The organism is Mucilaginibacter pineti (assembly GCF_900101875.1).
GTDB classification, from domain to species: Bacteria; Bacteroidota; Bacteroidia; order Sphingobacteriales; family Sphingobacteriaceae; genus Mucilaginibacter; species Mucilaginibacter pineti.
Genome location: NZ_FNAI01000004.1, coordinates 25,656 through 51,538, shown reverse-complemented (window position 1 = coordinate 51,538; position 25,883 = coordinate 25,656). Strand labels below are relative to the sequence as shown.

Here is a 25,883-nt window from a genome sequence, read left to right as displayed (position 1 = left end):
CAATGAACAAATTTTTTGCCCTGATAATATGGGGCTCTATGGCGTTAACTGCAAACGCCCAAACACCTGCTATCCCTGTTGCCATGGCATTTGGCAAGGTTGACAATGCCGATCTTGAAATGAAATCATGCGATTTTGAAAAAGATGCCAACGCCGAAGTACTTTTTGATAAAGCCAGTGTGTACTTCGATCAGCAGTACAATATCGTTACAGAAAGACATAAACGCATTAAAATATTTAACGATCATGGTAAAGATGAAGCCAACATCCGCATTGAATATTATAGCTATGATCATGGCGAATATATAACCGGTCTGCAGGCGCAAACCATTAACTTAACCAATGGTGCTGTTGAAATTATTAAGGTAGATAAAAAACAAATTTTTACCGAAGTGGTTGACAAAACCCGATCGGCCCTCGTATTCTCGTTCCCGAATGTAAAGCCGGGATGTATCATTGAATATAAATACCGCCTTACGGTCAACAACGTTTGGGATTTTCCGGACTGGTATTTCCAGGGCGATCTGCCAACCCGTTACAGCGAATTGAGTACAAACACGCCCGATATATTAACCTATAAAGAGCTGGCAAATGTGCATTCGCCGTATGTAACCAATAAAACATCATCATCCAATACACTTACAAGAGCCCTGGCCAATATCCCGTCATTGAAGGACGAGCCTTATATGGATTCGAGAAACGATAATTCTGAGCGCATATTATTTCAGTTATTAAGCATCAGGATCCCGGGATATTTCTCTCCGAATTTTCAGGATTCATGGGGAAAAGTTGGGGTGAATATGATGGACAGCGAAGATTTTGGCGGCCAGCTTAACCGCAAACTTGCTGGCGAAGAGGTTATCATTACCAAAGCCAAAGCCATGAAAACCGACGATGAGAAAATTGCCTACATTTTTGGTGAAGTAAAAAATACCATGAAGTGGAACGACCTGTATAAAATTAGCAGTTATGACGGGATGCCAAAAGCATGGGAAAAGAAGACGGGTAACTCGGCGGAGATAAATATGGTGTTATACCACTTGCTTACCAAAGCAGGGGTAAAAGCACATCCAATGATGGTAAGCACGCGCAAAAATGGCCGTATAAACCCTGTTTATCCATCGATAAATCAGTTTAATAGCATGGTGGTTTATATCCCGGTTGATAGCGCTAAAAATTACGTGCTTGATGCTACCGATAAATACAATTGCTACACACAAACCCCAAGTAAATATTTAAACTCGTTTGGTTTAAGCATGGATAAGACAACCGATAGCTATAAGCTTGAGTTTTTACAGGAATTAAAACCGGTAAGGCAGGTGGTATTAATAAGCGCCGAAATAAAGCCCGAAGGTAAAATGAGCGGTACGGCAGATATCAGCAGCTTTAGCTACAACCGGACCTATTTGGTAAGTAAGTATAAAATCGACGGTGAAAAAAAATATATCGATTACATGCGTGATGATAACAACAGCATGAAAATATCATCAATTAAGTTTGAAGGTATGGATGTAGATACCTTACCATTAAGGCAAAAATTCGATTTTAACCTCGACCTTACCGGGGGCGACGATAACTACATTTACTTTAACTCCAACCTGTTTACCGATCTTAAAAAGAACCCATTTTTGAGTGAAGACCGCAGTACCGATATTGATTTTGGCTACCGCGATAATTATTCAATCACGGGTATTTTTAAAATACCTGCCGGTTATAAAGTTGAGGCTTTGCCCAAAAGCATAAATATGGCTATCCCCGATAAAAGCATAACCTTTAAACGTTTTGTTGCCGCCGATGAAGGGCAGATAATGGTTAGGTTAAATGTAGACCATAAACAATCCATGTACTTCAAGGAAAATTACCCCGAGTTCCGCGAGTTTTGTAAAAAGATGTACGAGATGCTTAACGAACAGATAGTATTAAAAAAATCCTGATAAATAATGTCAACCCAATATTTTAAAAGGCCGCTGTTTACACTGGCGGCCTTATGCCTGTTTTTTACCCAGGGCTTTAGCCAGGATAAAAACATCCCCAAGGACCTGTACATAGCATCAACTATACCCGATTCGTTAAAGGAAGAGGCAAACTCAGTGGTGCGGTACAATATGGAAGATTACGAGATTAAAGGGCCCGGGAAAGCCTTGTTCAAAACCATGCCATCATCACTATTTTAAATGAAAAAGGTAATGATGCCGCGCGGATGATCCTTCACTATAACAAAAAGTTTAACTCGGTGGGCTCATTCGAAATGCGCGTTTACAGTGCTGATGGTACCCTTACAAAAAAATACCACAAAAGCGATATGTATGACCGTGCTGCGGTCGACAATGAATCGATAGTTACCGATGACAGGATATTAGCCATTGAGCATACCGTTGTTACCTACCCAACTACAGTTGAATTTATAGTTGAGGAGGATCTTAAAAGCTTAATTGACCTTGGTTCGTGGGATATCCAGGAGTCAGAGCAAGCTGTTCAAAATACTTACTATCATATTTCAATTGCCAGTGATGCTGGTTTCAGGTATGTTAATAAAAATACATCGGCAAAACCACAAAAAACAACTGTTGATAAAACAGACAGTTATTTATGGAAGGTGACAAATTTAAAAGCATTTAAGCTGGAAGATGGCGCCGAATCATGGCGGGTATTGCCCAGGATTTATTTCGCTGCCAATAACTTTGAATTTTATGGCATCCCGGGGAACATCAGCACGTGGCAAAATTATGGAAAATGGCAGCAAGGTTTAAATGCCGATGTATGTAACCTGAGCCCTAAGCGTGTTGAGGAACTACAAAAAATGACCGCCGATATAAAAACAGATAAAGAAAAGGCCAAATATTTATACAATTACCTGCAGCAAAATATGCGTTACGTAAGCATACAATTGGGAATAGGTGGTTTAAAACCTTTCCCGGCTGCTTTTGTGGACGAAAAAAAATATGGCGATTGTAAGGCACTGGCAAACTATATGTGTGCTATGCTGAAAGCCGTAAACATCCCTGCCTATTATGCAAAGGTAAGGGCTGGTTCAAATGAAGAGCCTTATGATGCTGCTTTTCCTAATGACCTGTCGAACCATATCATTGTTTGTATCCCTTTTAAGGGCGATACCACCTGGCTTGAATGTACCAGCAGCACTCAGCAATTTGGAAAATTAGGCAAGTTCACCGAAAACAGGAACGCGCTATTAATTACCGAAGACGGGGGCAAATTGGTTAACACCCCCAAAAGTACCGATGTAGATAACCAGCTTAACACCGTTGTAACTATTAAATTGGATGCCGACGGCGGCGCCAAAGCGCAGCTGAAAATTTTAAGCACTGGTGATTACAGGGACGACTATATTGGTATGGCCGCGTTAAAAAACGATGAGCAAAAACAATACCTCATGCAAATGCTGGGTATTAAGCAGCCATCGGTATTTAACTTTACGCCTACTACTGATAAAGATGGCGTAAAGGAGGTTGATATTGACCTGGAGTATGATAAGTTTTGTGATATCGCCACGGGTGATAAACAATTTTATAAACCAAAAGTGTTTGACCTGTGGCAGGTAACCGTGCCTGTACTGGAAAAAAGAAAGAGCGATTACTATTTTGGTACACCTATGCTAAAAACATGTATTACCACAATTGATCTGCCTGCAGGTTTCGAGGTAGAAACTTTGCCTACCAGCCAGTCGCTTAAATTCACGTATGGTACTTATGATGTTAAGTATGCTTATGATGCTGGCAAAAACCAGGTAGTAAGCACTGCTAAGTTTAACCTTACCAACCAGGTTATCCCGGCGGCCAAATACACCGAAATGCAGGTTTATATGGATGCTGTTGCTAAAGCGCAAAATAAAAAACTGGTGATCCGCCGCAAAGCGTAAATTTGTGCCTGATGATATTCAGGCTTGATGAACGTTTACTATTTCCCGAGCCCGATCTGGCAGAGCCAGACGGGCTTTTGGCTGTAGGTGGCGATCTGTCCACCAATCGCCTGCTGTTGGCCTATCAAAACGGCATTTTTCCGTGGTACAGTGATGATTCGCCCATATTGTGGTATTCGCCGCATGAAAGGTTTGTGCTGTATCCGCAGGAGCTGAAAATTTCCAAGTCAATGCGGCAAGTATTACGGTCGGGCAGGTTCAGGGTTACCGTTGATACCTGCTTTGCCGATGTTATAAAGGCCTGCTCCACAGCTCCGCGCGAAGGGCAGGACGGCACCTGGATAACCGATGATATGCAGGAGGCGTATATTAAGTTACATAATGAAGGTTGCGCCCATTCCATCGAGGTATGGGAAAACGACCAACTGGTGGGCGGCCTATACGGCATACAGGCAGGTGCCGTATTTTGCGGCGAAAGCATGTTTAGCCGCTTAAGTAATGCTTCAAAAACTGCGCTTATTTATTTGTGCCAAACTAATAAGTTTGAATTGATAGATTGCCAGGTACATACCGATCACCTGAAATCCATGGGCGCACGGATGATAAGCCGGGAGCAATATGTCGCCATTTTGCAAAATGGTTTGCGTTAATGTTCACTCAGTTGAGTATTAAAATGAGCTTTCGGCTTTACACCTTCTGCTTTTAGCCCCGATATAATTAACTTTACCCTGTGCAGCAAGCAAACACCAAAGAACGTATAATTTTAGGCATCGACCCTGGTACAGCCGTTATGGGTTATGGCCTCGTGAAGGAAACTGGTCCCAAGATTGAACTAATTGCCCTGGGCGTAGTAAAGATGGAAAAGCTTGACGACCACATGCTGAAACTGCAACGCATTTTTGAAAAAACGGTAGCCCTTATTGATAACTATCACCCGGATTGCCTGGCCATCGAGGCTCCCTTTTATGGTAAAAACATCCAGGTAATGTTAAAGCTTGGCAGGGCGCAGGGTGTGGCAATGGCTGCAGCGCTATCGCGCAACGTAGCTATCACCGAATATGCGCCGCGTAAAATAAAGCAATCCATAACCGGCAACGGTAATGCCACCAAAGAGCAGGTTGCCGCCATGCTGCAAACCCTGCTTAAGTTTACAGAAACTCCCGATTTTCTGGATGCCACCGACGGACTGGCAGTCGCCGTTTGTCATTCATTCCAGCGTATTACTACCGGCACCAAATCTGGCGGCAGCAAAAAATCATATTCGGGCTGGGATACCTTTGTTAAGGATAACGCGAAGCGGATAGTGTGATTTTTGGATGTGCAGCAAATAGTAGCTATGAAATATTGTTACCGTCGAAATCAAACATATACTTCCTGTACCCAAAATCGGTAGCGTAGATATAGTTATCTGTAATCTTAAATTCCTCTGTAAAAATATCGGCACCTCCCTGATGCCATAAAATATCTCCGTTATGGCTTAAACGACTTATTTCTACTTCACCATGAATGATGTAGTCTGATTGATATTTAAAGATCTGAAAGCAAGTGACATCATCGGCTTTTGTTTTCCAAAGTAACGACAGATCGGGAGTTTGTAAGCAGAATATGGTGTCTGAACAGCAAATGACAAGCCTGTCTTTTTCTGTAATAAACGAATTTTCATGTACAGTTGTAGCACCGCCCATTGCGCCAATGAGAATCCTTTTTAAAAGGTTATCAGAAAGGAACGTACTTATTTGGTAAACAGATGGATGTCTGTATTCGGATTCAACAAAATAAAGAGCGTTATAAACATTCGCGTTACCTGTTGATTTCGGGTTGTATGGGGGAGGGGCACAATCGATCTCTACACTATAGGTACCAATGTCAAACCGGTGGATTTTCATCTAAAACGCCGCCTTTATCTTATCCTTAGTAGCGCTTAGTTCCTCAGGCGTTGGGCTTAGTTTTGGGCGCGAAAAGTTGAGGTCATCTACCCGGTTCATTGGTATAAGGTGGATATGGGCGTGTGGTACCTCAAGGCCAATTACGGCTACGCCAACCTTTTTACAAGGGATGGCTTTCTTTATAGCCGTAGCCACAATTTTGGCGAAGATCTGCAGGCCCAGGTACGTTTCATCGTCCAGATCAAAAATATAATCAACTTCCTTTTTGGGTATCACCAGCACATGCCCTTCGGCCAGCGGACTAATATCTAAAAAAGCCAAAAATTCATTACTCTCGGCTACTACATGCGCTGGTATTTCGCCGGCTATTATTTTTGAAAAGATGCTCATGTATATAAATTTTCAAATCTTCAAATCAAAAAACTACCTGCTAATTTCCAGGATCTCAAATTCAATTTTACCTGCTGGTACGGTGATCTCGGTTTTTTCGCCCACTTTTTTACCCAAAAGGCCTTTTGCAATTGGCGATGCTACAGATATTTTACCCGTTTTCATATCGGCTTCACTTTCTGCTACTAATTGGTAGCTCATGGTAGCGCCGTTTTTTAAATTCTTTATTTTTACAATAGACAGCGCCAAAACTTTCGACATATCAAGTTTTGATTCATCAAGTAATCGCGCATTTGCCAGCGTTTCCGACATCTGGGATATTTTGGCTTCGTGCAAACCCTGCGCTTCTTTTGCCGCGTCGTACTCGGCGTTTTCAGAAAGATCCCCCTTATCGCGGGCTTCGGCAATAGCTTTTGATATATCCGAGCGCCCGGTTGTTTTTAACCGCTGTAATTCCTCTTTTAGTTTTTCTAAACCCTCTTTGGTAAAGTATGATACCTCTGCCATAACACTTAAATTAATTATTGTTTATTTTATTGGTTATCCAAAAAAAACCGCCCTCCCTTTTGTTAAGAAGGACGCTATGACTATAAAAACAAACAAGACTATATGGGCCATGCCTACATAGTCTTGCTTTTGTATTGAACGAAGATAAGCGATTTAAGTTTTAATATCCAAATTTATTTGATGTGCAGGTGTGCAGATTTCAGATGTGCAGATGATTGAAAGTTTGTGTGAATTATAGTTGGCAAAGTGTTATTAGTTCAATAAGATAGGATTGTTTCTTGGTAAAATGATAGCGAGGATTTAATCGTGAATGAAATTTATGGAGAGGTGATCGCTTGCTATTAAAGATTTGATTGTTCAATGATTTGATTGATCAATAGAATCAATGGGGGATTGGCTGGGAATGTTTTAATATCAATAATGGCAATGCCTCCGGCCCGGGCTATGCGCTCATACGCCTGCAGGCCTTACGCACGGGCCGGTACCCGCTTCTATCCCTATTGCAAAATCGCGCTTGTTGGTTGTTGTATCAATCAAAAACCTTTAACCTTTCGCCTTTAACCTTTTGCCTTTCACCTCACTTCCACCAGCTTCTCCGCCATTACCTCGCTCAGCTTGCGGTACGAATCAAACGTCCAGCCGGCTACGTGGGGGCTCAGGATCACTTTGCCGCTTTGGCGCAGTTCATCAAACCATTGCTGATCGGCCAGGGCAGGGAATTTTTCAACCTCCAGCACATCTAAACCGGCACCTAAAATTTTACCTGCCTTAATGGCGTTGAGCACGGCCTGCGTTTTAACGGCCTTACCACGGGCGGTATTTATTAAAAATATAGGCTTTTTAAAGTGGAACAGGTACTCATCATCAACCAGGCCATTGGTTTCGGGTGTAAGGGGGATGTGCAGGCTCAGTACGTCGCTGTGCTTTACAATATCTTCCATGCTTACCTCGCGGGCATAGCGGTCGCTAAAGCCGGTTTTATACTTGTCGTACGCTATCACATCAACCTGAAAGCCCGATAGCTTGCGAGCAAAGCTGTGGCCCATGTGCCCGTAACCAATAATGCCTACTGTTTTGCCTTTAAGTTCGTAACCACGGTTAGCTTCGCGCAGCCAGCTGCCATTGCGTATTTCGGCATCACCTTTATTTAGGTTGTTCATCAGCGATAGCAGCAAGCCAATGGCATGCTCGCCAACCGCATCTGAATTACCTTCGGGCGCATTAATAAGCGTTACGTTTTTCTGGGCGGCGTAGGCCTCGTCAATATTATCCATGCCTGCGCCGGCGCGGGCCACAAACTGCAGGTTTGTTGCAGCATCCAGCACTTGTTTATCTACCTTAAATTTCGAACGGATAACCAATCCCTGGTAATTGTTGATGATTTGCATGGCCTCATCTGGTTTAATGAGCGGGCGGTAATCGCAATGATAGCCTTTGGCTTCGGCCTGTTCCATAAATATGGAGTGGATATCATCAACGATAAGAATATTATTTTTCAATTGTATTTACCTCGATTTTATTTAAACCACAAATTTACTAAATGTGGCTGATAGTTAAATCCTTTGGCGGTAAACTACGTATTTATTACAGAATACCGACCAAAGCAACCCTGCTGCCAAACCAGCCGTAATATAAATTGGCACGGGAATAGCAATATACTGGTACGCGGCGTTTAATAGCTGCATAATTTAATGCAAAACGTGATGAGAATATTAAAATTACAACGCATAGGCACCGGCCTTAAACATTACACCGAAAAGCTGTCGCACGATGGTTTTAAAAGCATTTTTGACCATATAGACCAGATAAGTGTGAAAAGAAGCGTTGATAAGCTGGGATTAGACAAGTTTATTAACCAATGTGCTTACATAGCAGCAGGCTCGGGAGCCATTTCAGGCACGGGCGGTATGCTTACCATGATAGTAGGTATGCCGGTTGATGTGGTGAATTTGCTTAGTCAGCAATTTAGGGTAACTATGGCCATTATGTACTATAACCGGGGCACTTACCAAATGGGTTTTGAAGAGTTTATGAAACTTGTTGCTACCTCATTTAAGGTAGAGGCAGGTGTAGCCGTTACTAAAACAATGATGGAAGGAATCGCCGAAAAAATTATCATGAACCTTGGCGCACGTACGGCCGAAAGACTGGTGCCCGTTGTGGGTGCTGTTATAGGCGGTACAGCCAATTACCTTTTCATTAAACGCATGGCCGAATCTGTTAAAAAGATGCAGGTAGTGCCGCTGGTGATACAGGTAACCTAATAAAATAATACCCCGGCAATTTGAACTGATTATGTGTAACTTATACCAGCTTAATACCTGCCAGGCAAAAAGCCAGTTAAACCAAATTTTTCATGCCATATATAGCAGCAGTATCAAAAATAGACCTCCCCGATAAAACTTACCAACAGGATGTAAAAGAGCAGGCCCGGCGCATGTTTGCAACGGACTTTCCGCAGGTTGACCGCCTGATACACGCCTTTGATAATACCGAAATTATTACCCGCAATTTTGTAAAGCCCTTAAGCTACTACGCCGAAAATACTACGTTTGAACAACGTAACGACGAGTATATAAAATGGGCGCTGCATTATTCGGTACAGGCGGTAACTGAGGTAATAGTTAAGGCAGGAATAAATAAGGCTGATATTACCGATATCCTGTTTGTATCAACAACCGGCCTGGCCACACCAAGTCTGGATGCGCAGATCATTAACCAAATGCAGCTCGATCCGCATATTAACCGGATGCCGGTTTGGGGACTTGGTTGCGCGGGAGGCGTTTCGGGTATGGCCAAGGCAAACACGCTGGCCAAAGCCAATCCCGATGCAGTAGTATTATTGGTTGCCGTGGAGCTATGTTCGCTTACGTTGATAAAAAGTGATTACAGCAAAAGTAATTTTATAGGCTCGAGCCTGTTTTCTGACGGTGTGGCGGCCGTTATTGTTAAGGGTGATAATCATACCCAGCAGGGTAAGAAAGTAAAAATACAGGCTGCCAGCAGTAAGTTATATTACGATTCGTTGGAGGTAATGGGATGGCAGTTTCAGGATAATGGTTTCAAAGTTGTTTTTTCTAAAGATATCCCCACCTTTATTCATCAGAATATCAGCGCCGATATTGAAGCTTTTTTGGCAAAACATAATCTGCAGCTAAGCGATATCAAAAACTTTATATTTCACCCCGGCGGCAAAAAAGTGTTAGAAGCCTATGCTGATGCGTTGAATGTAGAAGGTGATTTTTTGCACAACACCCGCAAGGTAATGAATGATAATGGCAATATGTCCAGCGTAACGGTGCTATACGTATTGGAAAAATTTATCGACTCGGGGTTTCAGGATGGTTATGGGTTAATGCTGGCTATGGGGCCGGGTTTTTCCAGCGAAATGGTGCTGTTAAAAATGCAAAACTAAATATGGTATTTATAATTTTTATCAGCTTCCTGATCCTGCAGCGCCTGTTTGAACTTTTTATCTCTTCCCGAAACGAAAAATGGCTGCTGGCCAATGGCGCGGTTGAGTATGGTAAGGAGCATTATCCCTACATGGTTTCCATGCACACCCTGTTCATTATTTCGCTCATAGCAGAATATTTATGGCGACCAGCAACTGCCGCCAATTATTACCTTTTAGGGCTGTTTGTAGTGCTGATAACCGTTAAGGTTTTTGTGATAGCTACCCTTGGTCATTACTGGAATACAAAAATATACAAAGTGCCCGGCACGCGCCCGGTTAGCAGCGGCATTTACAAATACGTGAAACATCCCAATTATATCATCGTTATCTGCGAGATTGCAGTTATCCCGTTAACTTTTCATCTTTATTTTACGGCAATAGCATTTACCGTTTTAAACGCCATGATGCTTACCGTAAGGATTGGGAAGGAGAATGAAGTTTTGAAGATGTAATTTAACATTCCCGCGAGCTTGCAACTCGTGGGGCGCATGGTTTCAGCTTTCAGCTGACGGTAAGCCGGAGGCTTACACCATATAACCCACGAGTTACGCTTCGCTAACCTCGCGGGAGTTTCTTTTTTAAATTTTGTCATCCTGAGCGTAGCGAAGGATCTATTATGTGATTTGCATTGGTCACTTGCATGGCCACGAACAGATCCTTCGCTACGCTCAGGATGACAAGGTAAGATAAAATTACCCCCTGTTAGCCATCACTTCCTTTGTCAGTTTCACAAAATCATCCACACTTAAACGTTCGGCCCTAAGATCAAGCGTAGGGTTATCGGTCATTTTTTCTTTGTTGATGAGCGATGATATGGCGTTACGCAGGGTTTTGCGGCGCTGGTTAAAACCGGCTTTCACTATCTGCCAAAATAATTTTTCATCGCAATCTAAATTAGCGGCCTCGTTACGGGTAAGGCGGATCACGGCCGATAGCACCTTTGGCGGTGGGTTAAACACGCCTGCTTTTACGGTAAACAGATATTCTACCTTATAATAAGCCTGCAGGAATACGCTCAGGATGCCGTACTCTTTGCTGCCGGGTTTGGATGCGCAGCGTTCGGCTACTTCTTTCTGAAACATGCCAACTACCTCAATAACCTGCTGGCGGTTATCAAGTACCTTAAAAAGAATTTGTGATGATATGTTGTAAGGAAAGTTGCCTATAATGGCAAAGGGCTTGTCGGTAACCACGTTAAAATCCATCGCCAGGAAGTCGGCATTAATTAACCGGCTGCCTAATTGCGGATATTTTTTTTGCAGGTAATGGTATGATTCTTCATCAATATCAATCAACGACACTTCGTATTCGGGCTTCTGCAACAGAAAGTCGGACAGGATACCCATGCCGGGGCCAACTTCCAGTACATGATTGTACCTGCCGGCCGGTTTCAGGCTGTCGACTATCTTGGCTGCTATATTTTTATCAGTAAGAAAGTGTTGCCCTAAATGTTTTTTTGCTCTTACCAACGTCATTATTAATCAAATATTTGAGCAAATTAAATCATATTTGTGCTTTAATCAGGAACAAATCTTTTATTTGCAGGTGAATTTAAGGGAAAAGGCGAAAGGTTAAAGGTAAAAGGTTAGGCCAAAACCATAACTTTTAGTTCAAATGAGTAATAAATCAACCACTTGTTAATCAGTGAAATCATCTAAATCGGTGCAATCACAAAATACAGGTGTAATCATATAAACAATAACATGAGCGATAAAATTAAAGTAGGTATCAGCATAGGTGACGTGAATGGTATAGGGTTAGAGATCATCATTAAAACCCTGGCCGACAGTAAAATTTATGATTATTGCACGCCTATTGTTTATGGCCATACCAAGGTTGCATCGTTTCATCGCAGGGCTACCAACGTAAGCGAGCTTAATTTTACGGTCATCAACGATCCGTCGCAGGTGCAATACAGAAAACCCAACATGATCAACTGCTGGGAAGAGGACGTGAAAATTGAGCCCGGGGTAGTGTCCGAAGCAGGAGGCAAATACGCTTTTGTCTCTTTAGAAAGAGCTACTTATGATTTAAAGGAAGGCTATATAGATGCTCTTGTTACGGCGCCTATTAACAAAGATAATATCCAAAGCGACCAGTTTAATTTCCCCGGCCATACAGAATACCTGCAGCAACGCGATGGCGCTGCCGAATCATTAATGTTTTTGGTGAGCGACACCCTGCGTGTTGGCGTGGTTACCGGTCATATCCCGGTTTCAAAGATCTCGGAAAGTATTACTGTTGATAAAATTGTTACCAAGCTAAAGTTGATGAACAGTAGCTTGCAAAACGATTTCTGGATCCGTAAGCCAAAAATTGCCGTGCTGGGTCTTAACCCCCATGCCAGCGATAATGGCCTCATAGGTAGCGAAGAAAAATATACTATTATCCCTGCTATTGAAGAGGCGCGTAATAACGATGTGCTGGCATTTGGTCCGTACTCGGCCGATGGTTTTTTTGCCAACGGAACCTATTTGCAGTTTGATGCCGTGCTGGCGATGTACCACGACCAGGGGCTTATCCCCTTCAAACAAATAGCTTTTGAAACGGGTGTGAATTTTACCGCAGGTTTGAGCTTTGTACGCACCTCACCAGATCATGGTACGGCGTATGATATAGCCGGTAAAAATATGGCTTCGGAGATCTCTTTCCGCGAGGCTTTGTTTACTGCAATTCATATTGTAAAGCACCGCAAGGAAACGCTGGAATTAAACGAAAATCCGCTGGTATTTACCAAGCTAAGTCGCGATAGGGATTAAAATCCGTCAGCTAATTATAATGTTTCAACTTTATTGCCGTTTAGTTAAAACATTTGCTTTGTTAATACATTTACTCCCTTAATGAATAAACTCCCGGACCGTATACGTTCAATAGACGCATTTCGTGCTGTGACTATGCTGCTCATGATATTTGTGAACGACCTTGATGGCATTCCAAATACACCACAATGGCTTAAACATGTTGCCGAAAATGCCGATGGATTGGGCTTAGCTGATACCATTTTTCCCGCTTTTTTATTTATAGTGGGCTTATCAATACCCTTTGCCTTTCAAAACAGGCTTAAGCGGGGTAACTACAAACTATTGTCGCGCATAGCAACACGCTCATTTGCGTTAATATTTATAGGTTTTTACCATGCCAATATGGAAACCTATAATGAGCTTACCACCGCGCTGCCAAAACCCGTGTGGGAAAGCCTGGTAACGTTCAGCTTTTTCTTTATATTTTTAGATTATGGTAAAGATACCAGCCACCTAAAGCGATACCTGCTGCAAGGTTTCGGTGTGGCGCTGCTCATTACCATGAGCATACTATACAAAACTACTGATCCTGGGCATACCTGGCTGCATTTTACGTGGTGGGGCATACTGGGGTTAATAGGCTGGTCGTACCTGGTGTGTGCGCTTATTTACTACTATTCGGGCGGTTCATTGTGGATACAGCTGGCGGCGTGGATGTTCTTTATGTTCTTCAATATCGATTTTCATTTCGGTTTCCTGAATTTTTTAAGCGGTTTGCAGCAATATGTATGGATTGCCGGCAACGGCGCCATGCAGGCGTTTACTATGGCCGGGGTATTTGTATCAGTGTTGTACATGCGCCTTAAGGCCAACAACGATCTTAAAATGCTTTGGGCAGCCCTTATACTCATGGCCATCATATTGTTTAACATGGGCTTTATAGTGCGTTACTTTAGCGGCGGCATTTCAAAAGTTAGGGATACGCCATCATGGGTGCTCATATGTACTGGTATAAGCCTCATTGTTTATGCCATATTTATTTTCATAGTTGATTTTAAACATAAATATAAGTGGTTTAAAATAGTTGAACCGGCGGGCACCAACACGTTCACCTGCTACATAGTGCCTTTTTTGTTTTACCCAATGTATGAAATGAGCAATATAGGGTACCCCGAATACCTGAGCCAGGGAACCGGCGGCCTCATTAAGTGTATTGTTTTTGCCTTTGTTATGGTATGGCTAACCGGCCTGCTGGATAAGATAAATATTAGGCTGAAGATATAGTTTCTTGAGGATAAAGGGAAAAGGCGAAAGGTTTTTTGTGTATATTGAACTCGATGGGTTAGAAATCAGGGTGACAGCCTTTTATAAATGTCATGAGTAGCACTGCACATTTCCGGATCAAACACTATGGAAGCTAAACCTTATTTAAAAGAAATATTGCTCAAACGCGATTTGATCTCATCTTTTGACCAATACCCCTTTCATATCCCTGCTATAAAAAATTTGTCGTCGCTACAATTCCACCCGGATGTAACTTTTATTATTGGGGAGAACGGGAGCGGAAAGTCAACATTGATAGAGGCAATTGCACTAAATATGGGGTTTGGTATTGAGGGCGGAACTAAAAATGTGCAGGTTCAAACACATAACAATGCATCGCCGTTATCTGGTTATTTAACGGGGGTAAAAAGCTTTAAAAAACCTGTAGACTATTACTTCTTACGTGCCGAAAGCTATTATAATGTGGCCACTTACATGGAAGAAATTAGCGACGAAGAGAAATTTGAGAAATATTATGGCGTTAAATCCTTACATCAATGCTCTCATGGCGAATCATTTATGGTTACCTTAACAAAAAAGCTCAAAGGAAACGGGCTTTATATTTTTGACGAGCCCGAGGCGGCATTATCTCCTTCAAGACAATTAGCCGCTTTATCTGCCATTAATAACCTTGTTAATGCAAACTCTCAATTCATAATTGCTACTCATTCGCCTATTTTGCTGGCTTATCCTAACGCCACTATTTATCAGCTTGATGAAACGGGGATCAAAAAAGTTAAATACGAAGAAACAGAACACTTTATGGTCACTAAATATTTCTTGAACAACTATAAGGAAATGACCGGGATCCTTTTCGATAATTAAGCAAAGCTTTATCTCGATATTTCACCAATAAAAGTACTATGTATCTGATCGCTAAAAATAAAATAGCCGAATATATTGAACTGCATCCCGAAGCTCAAACTGCGTTTTTAAACTGGTTAAGGGAATTTCCTGCAAGAGAAAATGAATCGATGGCCCGGCAACTTGAACATACACCCCATGAAATGTTTTGGACGGGGGGAGCAGGTTTGGCTACTGGAGGATACCAGGTAGAATACCAGGGCAATTATGCGCTTAAAACTACGTGTATTTTATGGGCAGGTTCAATAGATGAAAAACTTGCGCGTGAACAGGCAAAGCGTGACGAGTACAAAATTTTGCATCCTGACTCATGGGAAGTTGAAGTGAGTTTTGAGATGTCAATTGAGGTCCCTGTTCCAGGGCATCCCGATAATATAGTTGAGCCAGAAGAAATTTATCCCGCTGGAAAACTAGTAGAAACGGCTGAAACATCCTACATAGAAAGCGATCTTGATTTTAAAACCAAAGCCGAATACGAAAACGCGCTAAACAGGGCCGTTGAAATCTTTAATGTACTACCTGGTGTGCCAGAATTTGATGAACTTGCATTACTGATCCCTTTAATAGTGCATTACGAACAAAGCAAACTTATCCTTCCAGAAATAGATATGCTGAATGTTGTTAAGTATATGATGAAAGAGCTGGAAATAATACCACAATATTTAACGCCGTTTATTGCCACTGAAGAAGAGATAAGGCTTTTCCTGGCGGGGCAGCAACCGCTTGGTGATAAGGCGCTTCGTAAATTGTACAAAATGCTTAGCATCCGATAAGGGATATTTAACTCAACACCCGGCGCTTATTTATTACCCGGTAACACGAGCCGTTTGTGAGCCTGCACTTCCCCACCTTTTGCCTTTCACCTTTACCCTTTCGCCTTTTTTCAAAAACACTTTCCACTTATGGTATTTTTCCATACATTTGCGGGCTAATTGTTGCTCATTGAAATCGCTTAGAACATACTCGATCCCTTTTACGGGTCTTAAACTGGGGAAACACCAGTTTGATTTTGTTGTTGACGATGCTTTTTTTAGCGAGTTTGAATATTCGCTGGTTAAAAAGGCTAACTTGCAATGCCAGGTTGAACTGGATAAACAGGAGACGATGATCATCCTGAATTTTGACATCAAAGGCACTGTTGAAGCTAATTGCGACAGGTGTTTGGCGCTATATCAGCAACCGCTGCATATTACCGAACAGCAGATTGCAAAGTTCAGCGAGGAGCCAATTGATGAGGATGACGAAATCATCACCCTTAGCAAAAATGATCACGAGATCAATCTTGCGGGGTTAATATATGAATACATAAACGTTGCCATGCCATTTATAGCAGTGTGCGACAATGAGGGTAACAACTCAACTTGTGATAAAGAAATGCTCGATAAGCTTAATGCGCTTTCGGGAAATGAAGAACAAACTGAGGATACAGACCCACGGTGGGATGTACTCAAAAAAATAAATAAATAATAAAAAAGCAGGATCATGCCACATCCAAAACGTAAAATATCCAAATCAAGAAGAGATAAGCGTAGAACTCACTACAAAGCTGTAGCTCCAACTTTAACAACTTGCCAAACTACTGGTGTTGTACATTTGCCACACAGAGCTTATACTGTTGATGGTAACGTATACTATAACGGTAAAGTACTGATAGAGAAAGCAGCTGTAGCATAAGTTTAATTTTCTTAGAATGAAGATTGGCTTAGATATTATGGGCGGTGATTTTGCTCCCAAAGCAACAGTTTTAGGAGCAATCGAAGCTTATAAGGCTTTGTCTGCCGGCCAAAAACTGGTGCTTATTGGCGATAAAGAAATTGCTGTAACTATTCTTCAGGAAAATAATGTAAGCCCCGATAACTTCGAGTTTGTACACACAACAGAAGTAATTGGCATGGGCGAGCATCCTACAAAAGCTATTGTTCAAAAACCCAACTCGAGCATCTCGGTTGGGTTTCAGTTGCTTAAAGAGGGTGCAATACAGGCATTTTCATCGGCAGGCAATACCGGCGCAATGCTGGTAGGTGCTATGTTTAGTGTAAAAACTATACCGGGTGTTGTACGCCCGGCCATGACTACTATTGTACCCAAACTTAAAGGAGGTTTGGGTATTTTGTTAGATGTAGGTGCCAATGCCGATTGCAAACCCGAAGTACTGGTGCAATTTGGCGTATTGGGCAGCTTATTTGCGCAATCGGTATATGATATTGATAACCCGCGGGTAGCGCTCATGAACATTGGCGAGGAGGAAGAGAAAGGTAATATTCTTTGTCAGGCCACCTATCCTTTAATGAAAGAAACCACCCTGTTTAATTTTGTTGGTAATGTTGAAGGCCGCGACCTGTTTAGTGAAGGGGCCGATGTTTTTGTATGCGATGGTTTTACAGGTAATGTAATATTAAAGCTTGCAGAAACGTTTTATGTTATAACCCGCAAAAAACAGTTTAAAGATGAGTTTTTTGACAGATTCAATTATGAACAATACGGCGGCAGTCCCATACTTGGTGTAAATGCCCCTGTTGTTGTTGGTCACGGCATATCAAGCCCCGAGGCTATTAAAAACATGGTGCTGCTATCAAAAAATATGGTAGAGAGCAAGTTGGTTGATAAAATTAAACAAGCTTTTCAGTAAAAAAACTAAAAGATGAGTAAAATTCATGCCGCTATTACTGCTGTACACGGCTACGTTCCCGATTATGTATTAACCAACCAGGAACTGGAAACATTGGTTGATACAAATGACGAGTGGATAACCAGCCGTACCGGTATTAAAGAGCGCCGCATATTAAAAGGCGAAGGCTTGGGCACATCAGATTTGGCAGTACCTGCCGTGCAGGCCCTGTTAAAAAAACGCGGAATAGGCGCTGATGAAATTGACCTTATTATTTTTTGTACCACCACTCCCGATATGGTTTTCCCGGCAACGGCAAATATTTTGGCTAACAAAATAGGCGCAAAAAATGCCTGGGGATATGATCTTTCTGCCGCTTGCTCGGGCTTTATATTTGGTCTTGCAACGGGTTCGCAGTTTATTGAAAGTGGTAAACATAAAAAAGTATTAGTAGTTGGCGGCGATAAAATGTCGTCGATAACTAACTACCAGGATCGCGCTACCTGCATCATTTTTGGTGATGGCTGCGGTGCCGTATTGCTTGAACCAAATGACGAAGGCAACGGTATTATCGATTCGATATTAAAAAGTGACGGCTCGGGCGTAAGTTACCTGCACCAAAAAGCAGGCGGATCTGTAAGGCCGGCCACACATGAAACAGTTGATGCCCGTGAGCATTTTGCTTACCAGGAAGGGCAGGCTGTATTTAAATTTGCAGTAACCAACATGGCCGATGTGGCCCATGAGGTTATGGAACGCAACAACCTTACAGGCGAAGATGTACAATGGCTGGTACCCCACCAGGCCAACAAACGTATTATTGATGCAACTGCAAGGCGCACCGGCTTAAGCGATGATAAGGTTATCATAAACATTGAACGTTACGGCAACACTACAAACGGTACTATACCATTGTGCCTTTGGGAGTGGGAAAGTAAATTCAAAAAAGGAGATACCCTTATATTAGCAGCATTTGGCGGTGGCTTTACCTGGGGTTCCATTTATTTAAGATGGGCGTATTAAATGTGCAGATTTCAGATATGCAGATTTTAAATGGCCAACATGCCGGTATGAATATGCAGATGAGAAAAATAAAACATCTCTATCATAATAAACGTTAATTTTATCATATAAAAAATAAGAGGTTAATTTGCACATCTGAAATTTGCACATCTGCACTTCAGAATGCACATTTGCATAACTTAGATAATTAAACTTTGTCCCAAACCAATTAATCCCCAATATGGATATTAAACAAATTCAGGACCTTATTCGCTTTGTGTCGAAATCTGGCGTAAACGAAGTGTCAATTGAGCAAAAAGATTTTAAGATCACTATAAAAACCAACGAGACACAGCCACAGCTTATACACGCAAGCATCCCGGCACAAACTGCGCCTGTATTGGCTGCCGCACCTGCTGCTGCTCCCGTTGCCCCAACCGAGCCTGCTGCACCGGCTGCTCCTGATCTGTCAAAATACCTTACGGTAAGATCGCCGATGATTGGTACTTTTTACCGCTCTGCAAGTCCTGAAAAACCATTATTTGTAAATGTTGGCGACGAAATTAAAGCCGGCAGTGTGGTTTGTATCATCGAAGCTATGAAGCTTTTCAACGAAATTGAATCAGAAATATCTGGCCGTATTGTTAAAGTACTGGTTGATAATTCATCGCCGGTTGAGTACGACCAGCCTTTATTTTTAGTAGAACCTATTTAGTAGATGTGCAGATTTTAGATTACAGATGTGCAGATGAAGAATCTTATTGATTTAATCATTATATCATCTGCATTTTTTATCATCTGAAATCTGCACATCTGTAATCTGCACATTCAAAAACGATGTTTAAAAAAATATTAATAGCTAACCGGGGTGAAATAGCCCTGCGCATTATCCGTACCTGTAAAGAGATGGGTATTAAAACAATAGCTGTATATTCAACTGCCGACCGCGATAGCCTTCATGTACGTTTTGCCGATGAAGCTGTTTGTATAGGCCCCCCTCCAAGTCGCGATTCATACTTAAATATCCCGAACATTATTTCGGCTGCCGAGCTTACCAATGCCGATGCTATCCATCCGGGTTATGGTTTCTTGTCAGAAAATGCCAAGTTCTCTGCCATCTGTGCCGATTATGGAATCAAATTTATTGGTGCCACTGCCGATCAGATCAACAAAATGGGCGATAAGGCTTCGGCAAAGGAAACCATGAAAAAAGCCGGTGTACCAATTGTGCCAGGATCTGAAGGTTTGCTTGCTGATGTGAAATCGGGCATCGCGATAGCTAATAAAATAGGCTACCCTGTTATACTTAAAGCTACCGCCGGTGGTGGTGGCCGTGGTATGCGCATTGTTTGGAAAGATGAAGAGTTTGAGAACGCATGGGATTCTGCACGTGCCGAATCTGGCGCCGCCTTTGGTAATGATGGTTTGTATCTTGAAAAATATGTTCAGGATCCGCGCCACATCGAAATTCAGGTAGTTGGTGATCAGTATGGTAAGGTTTGTCACCTATCTGAGCGCGATTGTTCTATACAGCGCCGTCACCAGAAACTGGTTGAAGAATCTCCATCGCCGTTCATGACCGATAAGCTGCGTAAAAAAATGGGCGAGGCCGCCATTAAAGGTGCCAAAGCCGTTAAATACGAGGGTGCCGGTACAGTAGAGTTTTTGGTTGATAAAGACCGCAACTTTTACTTCATGGAAATGAACACCCGCATCCAGGTTGAGCACCCGGTAACCGAAGAGGTAATTAATTTCGACCTTATTAAAGAACAAATAAAGGTTGCCGCCGGTATCCCTATATCGGGCAAAAACTACGAGCCAACAATGCACGCCATTGAGTGCCGTATAAATGCCGAAGATCCTTACAATAACTTCCGTCCGTCACCGGGTAAGATCACCAACTTCCACTCGCCGGGTGGGCATGGTGTGCGTATAGATACCCATGTGTACACAGGTTATGTTATTCCGCCAAACTACGATTCAATGATTGCCAAGGTAATTTGCGTGGCACAAACCCGCGATGAGGCCCTAAGCACAATGGAGCGTGCCCTGAGCGAATTTGTGATTGAAGGTGTTAAAACAACTATACCTTTCCATTTAAAATTACTGCAGGATCCAAACTTCCGCGCGGGTAACTTTACCACCAAGTTTATGGAAACCTTTGAATTTTAAAAATAAATTCAAACTATCTTCATATAATAAAACGTACTTAGCACAATAGCGTTTACACAGCGGTATTTAACATACAATGAGCGACAATAAATTAATTCAAGCCATAAAGGATAAAGGCAAAACGATGGAAGCCGAAATGTCGTTCTTCGATCACCTCGAAGCTTTAAGATGGCATTTGATAAGGGCTTCGATAGCTGTTGTAGTACTTACCTGCTTCGCGTTTTATTATTATGACTGGATCTTCGATACAGTTATTATGGGCCCAAGCAAGCCCACCTTTTGGACTTACCGGATGCTTTGCAATATTGGTGATTACTTTCACCGCCCCGGTTTTTGTATCGATAAGATAAATATCCACCTGCTTAATACCGAAATGGCGGGGCAGTTTACGCTGCAGGTCAACTCTTCGTTATTAATCGGCGTAACTTTAGGTTTCCCGTATTTATTGTTTGAGATCTGGCGCTTTATACGCCCGGCCCTGCATGAAAAGGAACGCAAGGCCGCATCGGGCTTTGTTTTTTATGCTACCTTTCTTTTTATTTTGGGGGTGATGTTTGGTTATTACGTAATTACACCAGAATCTATCAACTTTCTTTCGGGCTACACCGTTAGTCCGCTTATCGAGAATAAGTTTGATATTGATTCTTACTTATCCTCGGTATCTACCCTCACACTGGCAACCGGTATTGTATTTGAGTTGCCTATTTTGGTTTACATATTATCAAGCCTGGGTATCCTTACGGCCAAATTCATGCGCGATACCAGGCGTTACGCCATAGTTATTATCCTGATTATTGCCGCGGTTGTAACCCCAACGCCAGATATGATGACCATGACCGTAGTAAGCATCCCGCTGTTTGTTTTGTACGAAGTAGGTATAATGGTATCGGCAGTAGTTGAAAAAAGAAGGCTTAAAAGAGGCGAAGCCGTAGAATAGATGTACAGGTTTCAGATATGCTAATGTGCAGATGAAACAACAAGATATAATTACAATAAAAGCTGCCTTTGTGCAGCTTTTATTGTTTAGTGCTTTTTAGCTTAAATGACACGCTTTTTACTGTAACTGGTACTTAAAAATAGGCGAATTGTATATTTTTGGAGGCCATGAACATTATCACCCGAACGCCCCGCTTACTTATCCGTGAATTTACGCCCGAAGACGAATCCCTGTCCTTGTTGATGGATGCCGACGACAGGCTCACCCAATACGTAAAGAAGCGGAGCCCAAAGGAAAGCAAACAGGTATTTAAGGATACATTAAAAGAATATAAAGCTGGTTTTGGCCTGGGCAGATGGGGCGTGTTTAATGTTGCCGATAATGACTTTATTGGTGTTTGTATGCTAAAGCCCAGCGAAGCTGACGCAAACAGTATTGAGCTTGGCTATCGCCTTCATTTTAAATACTGGGGGCAGGGCATAGCTACCGAACTTTCAAAAGCACTGGTTCATTACGGGCTGGTTGAAATTGGTCTTACCGAGATTTGTGCCGTTACCCACCCCAACAACACAGCATCACAAAAAGTACTGCTAAAAGCCGGTTTTAAGCGTGCCGGCAGCACCTTTTGGTATGGCGAGGAGTTGCCGATGTTTAAAGCGATAAGGGTAGTGTAAAAGCTACCCGTTTAGCTTTTTGATAATAACCTTGCACCCGCTTTCAATCAGTGTAAACACGGGTTCAAACTGGGTATCGTCATAATATGGGTCGGGCACTATTTTATCACCTAAAAGGAGTTTTACTTTTTTGGCATCCTCATCATTACGGGTCAGGTTTAATATATCGCTCAGGTTATTTTTATCCATCACAAAAATATGGTCGAAATAATCAAAGTCACTCGTCCTGAACAGTCTGCAGATTTGCTGGCTGATATCCACCCCGTGATTGTGTGCAGCGCGTGTAGAGCGCCTGTCCGGTCCTTCGCCAACATGCCAATTGCCTGTACCTGCCGAATCTATTTCCCAGTTTAAACCGGCTTGCGTAGCCATGTGCTGCATAATCCCCTCCGCCAGCGGCGAACGGCATATATTGCCCAGGCAAACCATTAGTATTTTCATTTTTGTAGCTTAAAGCCAAAAGCTCAAGGCCAAAAGCTTTTTGCTTTAAGCCTTAAGCTTTTGGCTTATTATCCGAATATCTCATTCAGCAAACCTGCCAGGCGAACGCCGGCTTTAAGCATTTGCTGGTTTAAGGTGGCTATGTGGTCAAAGTTGTATTTGTAGCCCAGGTTGTCGCCGGGTTTAATATCGGTATAAAGCTTTTCGGCCAGTTGATTGCTTTCAAAAAGCCATTTGCTTATTGGGTCTTTTTGCAGGGTTGCACGCTCGGCGGCGGTAGTATGGTTTATCATGGTAGCATACTCGGTATAGCTCAATTGCTGGTAATCTATCAGCTGGCTATCCCAAACCGAGTGCAGGTTACTTTCCTTACCAAACCATTGTACCTTAAAGTCGTTACCGCCTTTGTCATCGGCATGGGCAGTGTGCATGGGCTGGTGAACATCCTCCACAATATGGATCAGCATGCGCAGGTAAAGCAGCTTGTTTGTTTTGGTAATGCCGGGTTTTTTAAGTTCGGCAATTAAAAAGTTCATTTTGGTGTAGGCATCTACGGCGGTGTCCTGCTTTAAAAATGCCATCATATCCGGGTAGGTATACGGCTTTTCGAAATCAACAAAATGCCAGTTATACAGATATTTGTAAGTAGGGTCTGATTTTATAAAGTCGGCCCAGTTGCTGGTTATGGCGATGGATTCATTGCCCAGGATGGCTTCAATAGCCTTACGCGCTTTTGGACTTAAATAACTATCGGCAATTTGTCCGCAAATACGGTGACCGTTAGTGCCCCAGGCCATGCTTTGCAGCGGGATGTAACATACGGCTACAAACAGGATGATCTTTTTGAAAAAGGTAGTTTTCATAATTGAATTTATTGTTCGTTAATATTTAATGGTGGCGTTGCGGCCTATAATGGCTTCGGAACGCAGCTTGTTCTTTTTATTAAATGGGCGTTGATAGGTATAACGTTTGATGTGCTCAGGAATTGAATAACCGAATCGGCAGGATGTTTTACTTTAAAAAACTCTTCATAATCACCCGAGCGGAAACAGCCCTTCTCATCCTTGTAACTACCATCTGCATTACAAAACTGACCTTTAAGGTGCAGTGTATCCTGCTTTTGCGAATAAGTGCCCCTGATGTATTCGGCCCAATGCCCGCTGTTCATGCAGGTATCGGCACCATAATTTACCTTGCTGTATGAGCTTATCTTCACAAAAAACGAGTCGCAGCTGAATTTTAAAGTATAAAGCGAATAGGCCACCAGCCGCTTTTGCGCCGGCACCGAATCCTGCTGCCATTCGCCCTGAATATATTTCTCGCCGGGCTTCTGCAAATTGGGGTTCATAGTGCAGGAACTGATGAAGAGAAGGTAAAAGGCGAAAGGTAAAAGATAAAAGGCGCTTTTAAGGTTAAAGCTTAAAGGTAAAAGGCGAAAGATCTTTTGCATATGTAGAGCGCTATTCAGTAAATAAAAAGCCCCTCTCCATTGGAGAGGGGTTGGGGTGAGGCTTCTTATTTTAATGAGCCTATCATATTTTCGGGACGAACCCACTCATCGAACTGTTCGTTGGTTAGCAAGCCTAAACCAATTGCCGCCTCGCGGAGCGAGCTGCCCTCTTTTAATGCTGTTTTGGCAATTTTTGCAGCATTCTCATACCCAATGTGCGGGTTAAGGGCTGTAACCAGCATCAGTGAATTTTCAAGGTGTTTTTTAATGCCTTCGTAATTCGGCTCGATACCAACTGCGCAATGATCATTAAACGATACGCAGGCGTCGCCAATTAAACGGGCCGACTGTAAAAAGTTAGCAGCCATAACCGGTTTAAATACGTTCAGTTCATAATGACCGTTTGAACCACCTATAGAAATGGTTACATCATTACCCATAACCTGCGCGGCTACCATGGTAACGGCTTCGTTTTGGGTTGGATTAACCTTGCCCGGCATAATTGATGATCCCGGCTCGTTATCCGGAATATGGATCTCCCCGATCCCCGAACGCGGACCAGATGCCAGCATCCTGATGTCGTTAGCTATTTTCATTAATGAAACGGCAATTTGCTTAAGCGCGCCGTGGCTTTCAACAATGGCATCATGTGCCGCCAATGCTTCAAATTTATTTTCGGCGGTGATGAATGGCAAGCCTGTGAATTGGGCAATGTATTCAGCCACTTTTACATCATATCCTTTGGGGGTGTTGATGCCTGTACCTACGGCTGTACCGCCCAAAGCAAGTTCAGAAAGGTGATCTAACGTATTCCTTAATGCTTTTAAGCCGTGGTTCAGCTGCGATACATAGCCCGAAAATTCCTGGCCCAAAGTAAGCGGCGTAGCATCCATCAAATGGGTACGACCAATCTTTACTACCGATTTAAAGGCTTCAACCTTTGCCTGCAAAGTATCGCGCAGTTTTTCAATACCAGGGATGGTTACATCCATCAGTATTTTATAGGCTGCAATGTGCATGGCGGTAGGGTAGGTATCGTTTGATGATTGCGATTTATTTACATCATCATTCGGGTGGATGAAGGTTTTGCCTTCGCCAAGTTTATTGCCCTGTAATACGTGCGAACGGTTGGCCACTACCTCGTTCACGTTCATGTTTGATTGCGTGCCCGAGCCTGTTTGCCAGATCACCAGCGGAAATTCTGATGCCAGCGCACCGGTTAATATCTCATCACAAACCTGTGCTATCAGATCACGTTTTTCAGCGGTTAGTACGCCAAGATCAGTATTAGTATAGGCGGCGGCTTTTTTCAGATAAGCAAACGCATCTATGATCTCCTTAGGCATAGAAGCCTCGGGACCAATTTTAAAATTATTGCGTGAACGTTCTGTTTGTGCTCCCCAGTATTTATCGGCAGGTACTTGTACCTCGCCCATAGTATCATGTTCGGTTCTGAAACTCATGGTATTAAATTTTGCAGGGGCAAAGTTATGGTTTTATATGTACTAAGGGAACCGGTAACGGTAATCTTTTTAGTACATTTTGGAGGAGATG

30 protein-coding genes are annotated in these 25,883 nt (G+C 42.6%); 20 read left to right on the top strand and 10 right to left on the bottom strand.

The annotated features are described in order from the left end of the window. The first annotated feature begins 2 nt into the window (after positions 1-2). The 5 genes from BLS59_RS10720 to ruvC all read left to right on the top strand — a co-directional run bounded on the left by BLS59_RS10720 (position 3) and on the right by ruvC (position 5,186). Positions 3-1,934: a DUF3857 domain-containing protein gene (locus BLS59_RS10720; protein ID WP_091148948.1), complete on the top strand. Its 1,932-nt coding sequence runs from the start codon at positions 3-5 to the stop codon at positions 1,932-1,934. Positions 1,935-1,940: 6 nt separating this feature from the next. Then, positions 1,941-2,174: a hypothetical protein gene (locus tag BLS59_RS10715; RefSeq protein ID WP_091148946.1), complete on the top strand. Its 234-nt coding sequence runs from the start codon at positions 1,941-1,943 to the stop codon at positions 2,172-2,174. A 26-nt stretch (positions 2,175-2,200) separates the two neighbouring features. Further along, the gene (locus tag BLS59_RS10710; RefSeq protein WP_091148944.1) at positions 2,201-3,877 is read left to right on the top strand and encodes a DUF3857 domain-containing protein; all 1,677 of its coding nucleotides are present in this window, start codon (positions 2,201-2,203) and stop codon (positions 3,875-3,877) included. 11 nt (positions 3,878-3,888) lie between these two features. Beyond that, positions 3,889-4,527, top strand: coding sequence for a leucyl/phenylalanyl-tRNA--protein transferase (gene aat, locus BLS59_RS10705; protein WP_091148942.1), 639 nt, complete (start codon positions 3,889-3,891; stop codon positions 4,525-4,527). 80 nt (positions 4,528-4,607) lie between these two features. Further along, positions 4,608-5,186 carry a crossover junction endodeoxyribonuclease RuvC gene (gene ruvC, locus BLS59_RS10700; protein WP_091148940.1) on the top strand — a complete coding sequence of 193 codons (579 nt, stop codon included), beginning with the start codon at positions 4,608-4,610 and terminating at the stop codon, positions 5,184-5,186. A 25-nt stretch (positions 5,187-5,211) separates the two neighbouring features. On the opposite strand, the gene BLS59_RS10695 is transcribed toward ruvC, so the two are convergent. The 5 genes from BLS59_RS10695 to BLS59_RS32475 all read right to left on the bottom strand — a co-directional run bounded on the left by BLS59_RS10695 (position 5,212) and on the right by BLS59_RS32475 (position 8,345). Continuing rightward, complete coding sequence (locus BLS59_RS10695; protein WP_091148938.1) at positions 5,212-5,763, bottom strand: hypothetical protein; 552 nt, start codon at positions 5,761-5,763, stop codon at positions 5,212-5,214. Next, positions 5,764-6,153: an HIT family protein gene (locus BLS59_RS10690; RefSeq protein WP_091148936.1), complete on the bottom strand. Its 390-nt coding sequence runs from the start codon at positions 6,151-6,153 to the stop codon at positions 5,764-5,766. Positions 6,154-6,186: 33 nt separating this feature from the next. Next, on the bottom strand, positions 6,187-6,660 hold the full coding sequence (gene greA / locus BLS59_RS10685; RefSeq protein ID WP_091148933.1) for a transcription elongation factor GreA: 474 nt from the start codon (positions 6,658-6,660) through the stop codon (positions 6,187-6,189). Between the two features lie 572 nt (positions 6,661-7,232). Continuing rightward, on the bottom strand, positions 7,233-8,159 hold the full coding sequence (locus BLS59_RS10680) for an NAD(P)-dependent oxidoreductase (protein WP_091148930.1): 927 nt from the start codon (positions 8,157-8,159) through the stop codon (positions 7,233-7,235). Between the two features lie 54 nt (positions 8,160-8,213). Beyond that, complete coding sequence (locus tag BLS59_RS32475) at positions 8,214-8,345, bottom strand: hypothetical protein (RefSeq protein WP_262492945.1); 132 nt, start codon at positions 8,343-8,345, stop codon at positions 8,214-8,216. An 18-nt stretch (positions 8,346-8,363) separates the two neighbouring features. On the opposite strand from BLS59_RS32475, the gene BLS59_RS10675 reads away from it, so the two are divergent. From BLS59_RS10675 to BLS59_RS10665, 3 genes are all read left to right on the top strand, one after another. Further along, complete coding sequence (locus BLS59_RS10675) at positions 8,364-8,924, top strand: hypothetical protein (RefSeq protein ID WP_091149574.1); 561 nt, start codon at positions 8,364-8,366, stop codon at positions 8,922-8,924. Positions 8,925-9,016: 92 nt separating this feature from the next. Next, positions 9,017-10,075: a type III polyketide synthase gene (locus tag BLS59_RS10670; protein WP_091148928.1), complete on the top strand. Its 1,059-nt coding sequence runs from the start codon at positions 9,017-9,019 to the stop codon at positions 10,073-10,075. Positions 10,076-10,077: 2 nt separating this feature from the next. Then, positions 10,078-10,569: an isoprenylcysteine carboxyl methyltransferase family protein gene (locus BLS59_RS10665; RefSeq protein WP_091148926.1), complete on the top strand. Its 492-nt coding sequence runs from the start codon at positions 10,078-10,080 to the stop codon at positions 10,567-10,569. A 240-nt stretch (positions 10,570-10,809) separates the two neighbouring features. Here BLS59_RS10665 and rsmA read toward each other — a convergent pair whose 3' ends face one another. Beyond that, on the bottom strand, positions 10,810-11,592 hold the full coding sequence (gene rsmA, locus BLS59_RS10660; protein WP_091148924.1) for a 16S rRNA (adenine(1518)-N(6)/adenine(1519)-N(6))-dimethyltransferase RsmA: 783 nt from the start codon (positions 11,590-11,592) through the stop codon (positions 10,810-10,812). A gap of 228 nt (positions 11,593-11,820) precedes the next feature. Between rsmA and pdxA the strand changes: the two genes are divergently transcribed. From pdxA to BLS59_RS10600, 12 genes are all read left to right on the top strand, one after another. After that, positions 11,821-12,876: a 4-hydroxythreonine-4-phosphate dehydrogenase PdxA gene (pdxA, locus tag BLS59_RS10655; RefSeq protein ID WP_091148921.1), complete on the top strand. Its 1,056-nt coding sequence runs from the start codon at positions 11,821-11,823 to the stop codon at positions 12,874-12,876. An 81-nt stretch (positions 12,877-12,957) separates the two neighbouring features. Further along, the gene (locus BLS59_RS10650) at positions 12,958-14,142 is read left to right on the top strand and encodes a DUF5009 domain-containing protein (RefSeq protein ID WP_091148919.1); all 1,185 of its coding nucleotides are present in this window, start codon (positions 12,958-12,960) and stop codon (positions 14,140-14,142) included. A 126-nt stretch (positions 14,143-14,268) separates the two neighbouring features. Further along, positions 14,269-15,006: an AAA family ATPase gene (locus tag BLS59_RS10645; RefSeq protein WP_091148916.1), complete on the top strand. Its 738-nt coding sequence runs from the start codon at positions 14,269-14,271 to the stop codon at positions 15,004-15,006. A gap of 38 nt (positions 15,007-15,044) precedes the next feature. After that, positions 15,045-15,818 carry a hypothetical protein gene (locus BLS59_RS10640; protein WP_091148913.1) on the top strand — a complete coding sequence of 258 codons (774 nt, stop codon included), beginning with the start codon at positions 15,045-15,047 and terminating at the stop codon, positions 15,816-15,818. A gap of 169 nt (positions 15,819-15,987) precedes the next feature. Further along, positions 15,988-16,512: a YceD family protein gene (locus BLS59_RS10635; RefSeq protein ID WP_091148910.1), complete on the top strand. Its 525-nt coding sequence runs from the start codon at positions 15,988-15,990 to the stop codon at positions 16,510-16,512. A gap of 15 nt (positions 16,513-16,527) precedes the next feature. Continuing rightward, a complete protein-coding gene (gene rpmF / locus BLS59_RS10630) occupies positions 16,528-16,719 on the top strand; it encodes a 50S ribosomal protein L32 (protein ID WP_091148908.1) in 192 nt (63 codons plus the stop codon). A 16-nt stretch (positions 16,720-16,735) separates the two neighbouring features. Beyond that, a complete protein-coding gene (gene plsX, locus BLS59_RS10625; protein WP_091148905.1) occupies positions 16,736-17,674 on the top strand; it encodes a phosphate acyltransferase PlsX in 939 nt (312 codons plus the stop codon). Between the two features lie 12 nt (positions 17,675-17,686). Continuing rightward, positions 17,687-18,676: a beta-ketoacyl-ACP synthase III gene (locus BLS59_RS10620; RefSeq protein WP_091148902.1), complete on the top strand. Its 990-nt coding sequence runs from the start codon at positions 17,687-17,689 to the stop codon at positions 18,674-18,676. A 220-nt stretch (positions 18,677-18,896) separates the two neighbouring features. Further along, positions 18,897-19,370, top strand: a complete 474-nt coding sequence (accB, locus tag BLS59_RS10615) for an acetyl-CoA carboxylase biotin carboxyl carrier protein (RefSeq protein WP_091148900.1) — start codon at positions 18,897-18,899, stop codon at positions 19,368-19,370. A 122-nt stretch (positions 19,371-19,492) separates the two neighbouring features. After that, a complete protein-coding gene (accC, locus tag BLS59_RS10610) occupies positions 19,493-20,827 on the top strand; it encodes an acetyl-CoA carboxylase biotin carboxylase subunit (RefSeq protein WP_091148898.1) in 1,335 nt (444 codons plus the stop codon). A gap of 76 nt (positions 20,828-20,903) precedes the next feature. Then, positions 20,904-21,764 (top strand): twin-arginine translocase subunit TatC, encoded by an 861-nt coding sequence (tatC, locus tag BLS59_RS10605; protein WP_091148895.1) that lies wholly within the window; start codon positions 20,904-20,906, stop codon positions 21,762-21,764. A 167-nt stretch (positions 21,765-21,931) separates the two neighbouring features. Then, positions 21,932-22,438, top strand: a complete 507-nt coding sequence (locus tag BLS59_RS10600; protein ID WP_091148893.1) for a GNAT family N-acetyltransferase — start codon at positions 21,932-21,934, stop codon at positions 22,436-22,438. 3 nt (positions 22,439-22,441) lie between these two features. Here BLS59_RS10600 and BLS59_RS10595 read toward each other — a convergent pair whose 3' ends face one another. The 4 genes from BLS59_RS10595 to fumC form a co-directional block, all read right to left on the bottom strand. Further along, positions 22,442-22,879, bottom strand: coding sequence for a low molecular weight protein-tyrosine-phosphatase (locus BLS59_RS10595; protein ID WP_091148890.1), 438 nt, complete (start codon positions 22,877-22,879; stop codon positions 22,442-22,444). A 68-nt stretch (positions 22,880-22,947) separates the two neighbouring features. Continuing rightward, positions 22,948-23,742 carry a S1/P1 nuclease gene (locus BLS59_RS10590; protein ID WP_091148888.1) on the bottom strand — a complete coding sequence of 265 codons (795 nt, stop codon included), beginning with the start codon at positions 23,740-23,742 and terminating at the stop codon, positions 22,948-22,950. 44 nt (positions 23,743-23,786) lie between these two features. Further along, positions 23,787-24,227, bottom strand: coding sequence for a fumarate hydratase (locus BLS59_RS10585; RefSeq protein ID WP_143014100.1), 441 nt, complete (start codon positions 24,225-24,227; stop codon positions 23,787-23,789). A 167-nt stretch (positions 24,228-24,394) separates the two neighbouring features. Next, a complete protein-coding gene (gene fumC, locus BLS59_RS10580) occupies positions 24,395-25,792 on the bottom strand; it encodes a class II fumarate hydratase (RefSeq protein WP_091148881.1) in 1,398 nt (465 codons plus the stop codon). Positions 25,793-25,883: the final 91 nt, after the last annotated feature.

Excerpts from the sequence above, each read along its gene's own strand:
- BLS59_RS10720 (WP_091148948.1), top strand. The coding sequence starts at position 3 with ATGAACAAATTTTTTGCCCTGATAATATGGGGCTCTATGGCGTTAACT.
- BLS59_RS10715 (WP_091148946.1), top strand. The coding sequence starts at position 1,941 with ATGTCAACCCAATATTTTAAAAGGCCGCTGTTTACACTGGCGGCCTTA.
- BLS59_RS10710 (WP_091148944.1), top strand. The coding sequence starts at position 2,201 with ATGATCCTTCACTATAACAAAAAGTTTAACTCGGTGGGCTCATTCGAA.
- aat (WP_091148942.1), top strand. The coding sequence starts at position 3,889 with ATGATATTCAGGCTTGATGAACGTTTACTATTTCCCGAGCCCGATCTG.
- BLS59_RS10695 (WP_091148938.1), bottom strand. The coding sequence starts at position 5,763 with ATGAAAATCCACCGGTTTGACATTGGTACCTATAGTGTAGAGATCGAT.
- BLS59_RS10690 (WP_091148936.1), bottom strand. The coding sequence starts at position 6,153 with ATGAGCATCTTTTCAAAAATAATAGCCGGCGAAATACCAGCGCATGTA.
- greA (WP_091148933.1), bottom strand. The coding sequence starts at position 6,660 with ATGGCAGAGGTATCATACTTTACCAAAGAGGGTTTAGAAAAACTAAAA.
- BLS59_RS32475 (WP_262492945.1), bottom strand. The coding sequence starts at position 8,345 with ATGCAGCTATTAAACGCCGCGTACCAGTATATTGCTATTCCCGTGCCA.
- BLS59_RS10675 (WP_091149574.1), top strand. The coding sequence starts at position 8,364 with ATGAGAATATTAAAATTACAACGCATAGGCACCGGCCTTAAACATTAC.
- BLS59_RS10670 (WP_091148928.1), top strand. The coding sequence starts at position 9,017 with ATGCCATATATAGCAGCAGTATCAAAAATAGACCTCCCCGATAAAACT.
- BLS59_RS10665 (WP_091148926.1), top strand. The coding sequence starts at position 10,078 with ATGGTATTTATAATTTTTATCAGCTTCCTGATCCTGCAGCGCCTGTTT.
- rsmA (WP_091148924.1), bottom strand. The coding sequence starts at position 11,592 with ATGACGTTGGTAAGAGCAAAAAAACATTTAGGGCAACACTTTCTTACT.
- pdxA (WP_091148921.1), top strand. The coding sequence starts at position 11,821 with ATGAGCGATAAAATTAAAGTAGGTATCAGCATAGGTGACGTGAATGGT.
- BLS59_RS10650 (WP_091148919.1), top strand. The coding sequence starts at position 12,958 with ATGAATAAACTCCCGGACCGTATACGTTCAATAGACGCATTTCGTGCT.
- BLS59_RS10645 (WP_091148916.1), top strand. The coding sequence starts at position 14,269 with ATGGAAGCTAAACCTTATTTAAAAGAAATATTGCTCAAACGCGATTTG.
- BLS59_RS10640 (WP_091148913.1), top strand. The coding sequence starts at position 15,045 with ATGTATCTGATCGCTAAAAATAAAATAGCCGAATATATTGAACTGCAT.
- rpmF (WP_091148908.1), top strand. The coding sequence starts at position 16,528 with ATGCCACATCCAAAACGTAAAATATCCAAATCAAGAAGAGATAAGCGT.
- plsX (WP_091148905.1), top strand. The coding sequence starts at position 16,736 with ATGAAGATTGGCTTAGATATTATGGGCGGTGATTTTGCTCCCAAAGCA.
- BLS59_RS10620 (WP_091148902.1), top strand. The coding sequence starts at position 17,687 with ATGAGTAAAATTCATGCCGCTATTACTGCTGTACACGGCTACGTTCCC.
- accB (WP_091148900.1), top strand. The coding sequence starts at position 18,897 with ATGGATATTAAACAAATTCAGGACCTTATTCGCTTTGTGTCGAAATCT.
- accC (WP_091148898.1), top strand. The coding sequence starts at position 19,493 with ATGTTTAAAAAAATATTAATAGCTAACCGGGGTGAAATAGCCCTGCGC.
- tatC (WP_091148895.1), top strand. The coding sequence starts at position 20,904 with ATGAGCGACAATAAATTAATTCAAGCCATAAAGGATAAAGGCAAAACG.
- BLS59_RS10600 (WP_091148893.1), top strand. The coding sequence starts at position 21,932 with ATGAACATTATCACCCGAACGCCCCGCTTACTTATCCGTGAATTTACG.
- BLS59_RS10595 (WP_091148890.1), bottom strand. The coding sequence starts at position 22,879 with ATGAAAATACTAATGGTTTGCCTGGGCAATATATGCCGTTCGCCGCTG.
- BLS59_RS10590 (WP_091148888.1), bottom strand. The coding sequence starts at position 23,742 with ATGAAAACTACCTTTTTCAAAAAGATCATCCTGTTTGTAGCCGTATGT.
- BLS59_RS10585 (WP_143014100.1), bottom strand. The coding sequence starts at position 24,227 with ATGAACCCCAATTTGCAGAAGCCCGGCGAGAAATATATTCAGGGCGAA.
- fumC (WP_091148881.1), bottom strand. The coding sequence starts at position 25,792 with ATGAGTTTCAGAACCGAACATGATACTATGGGCGAGGTACAAGTACCT.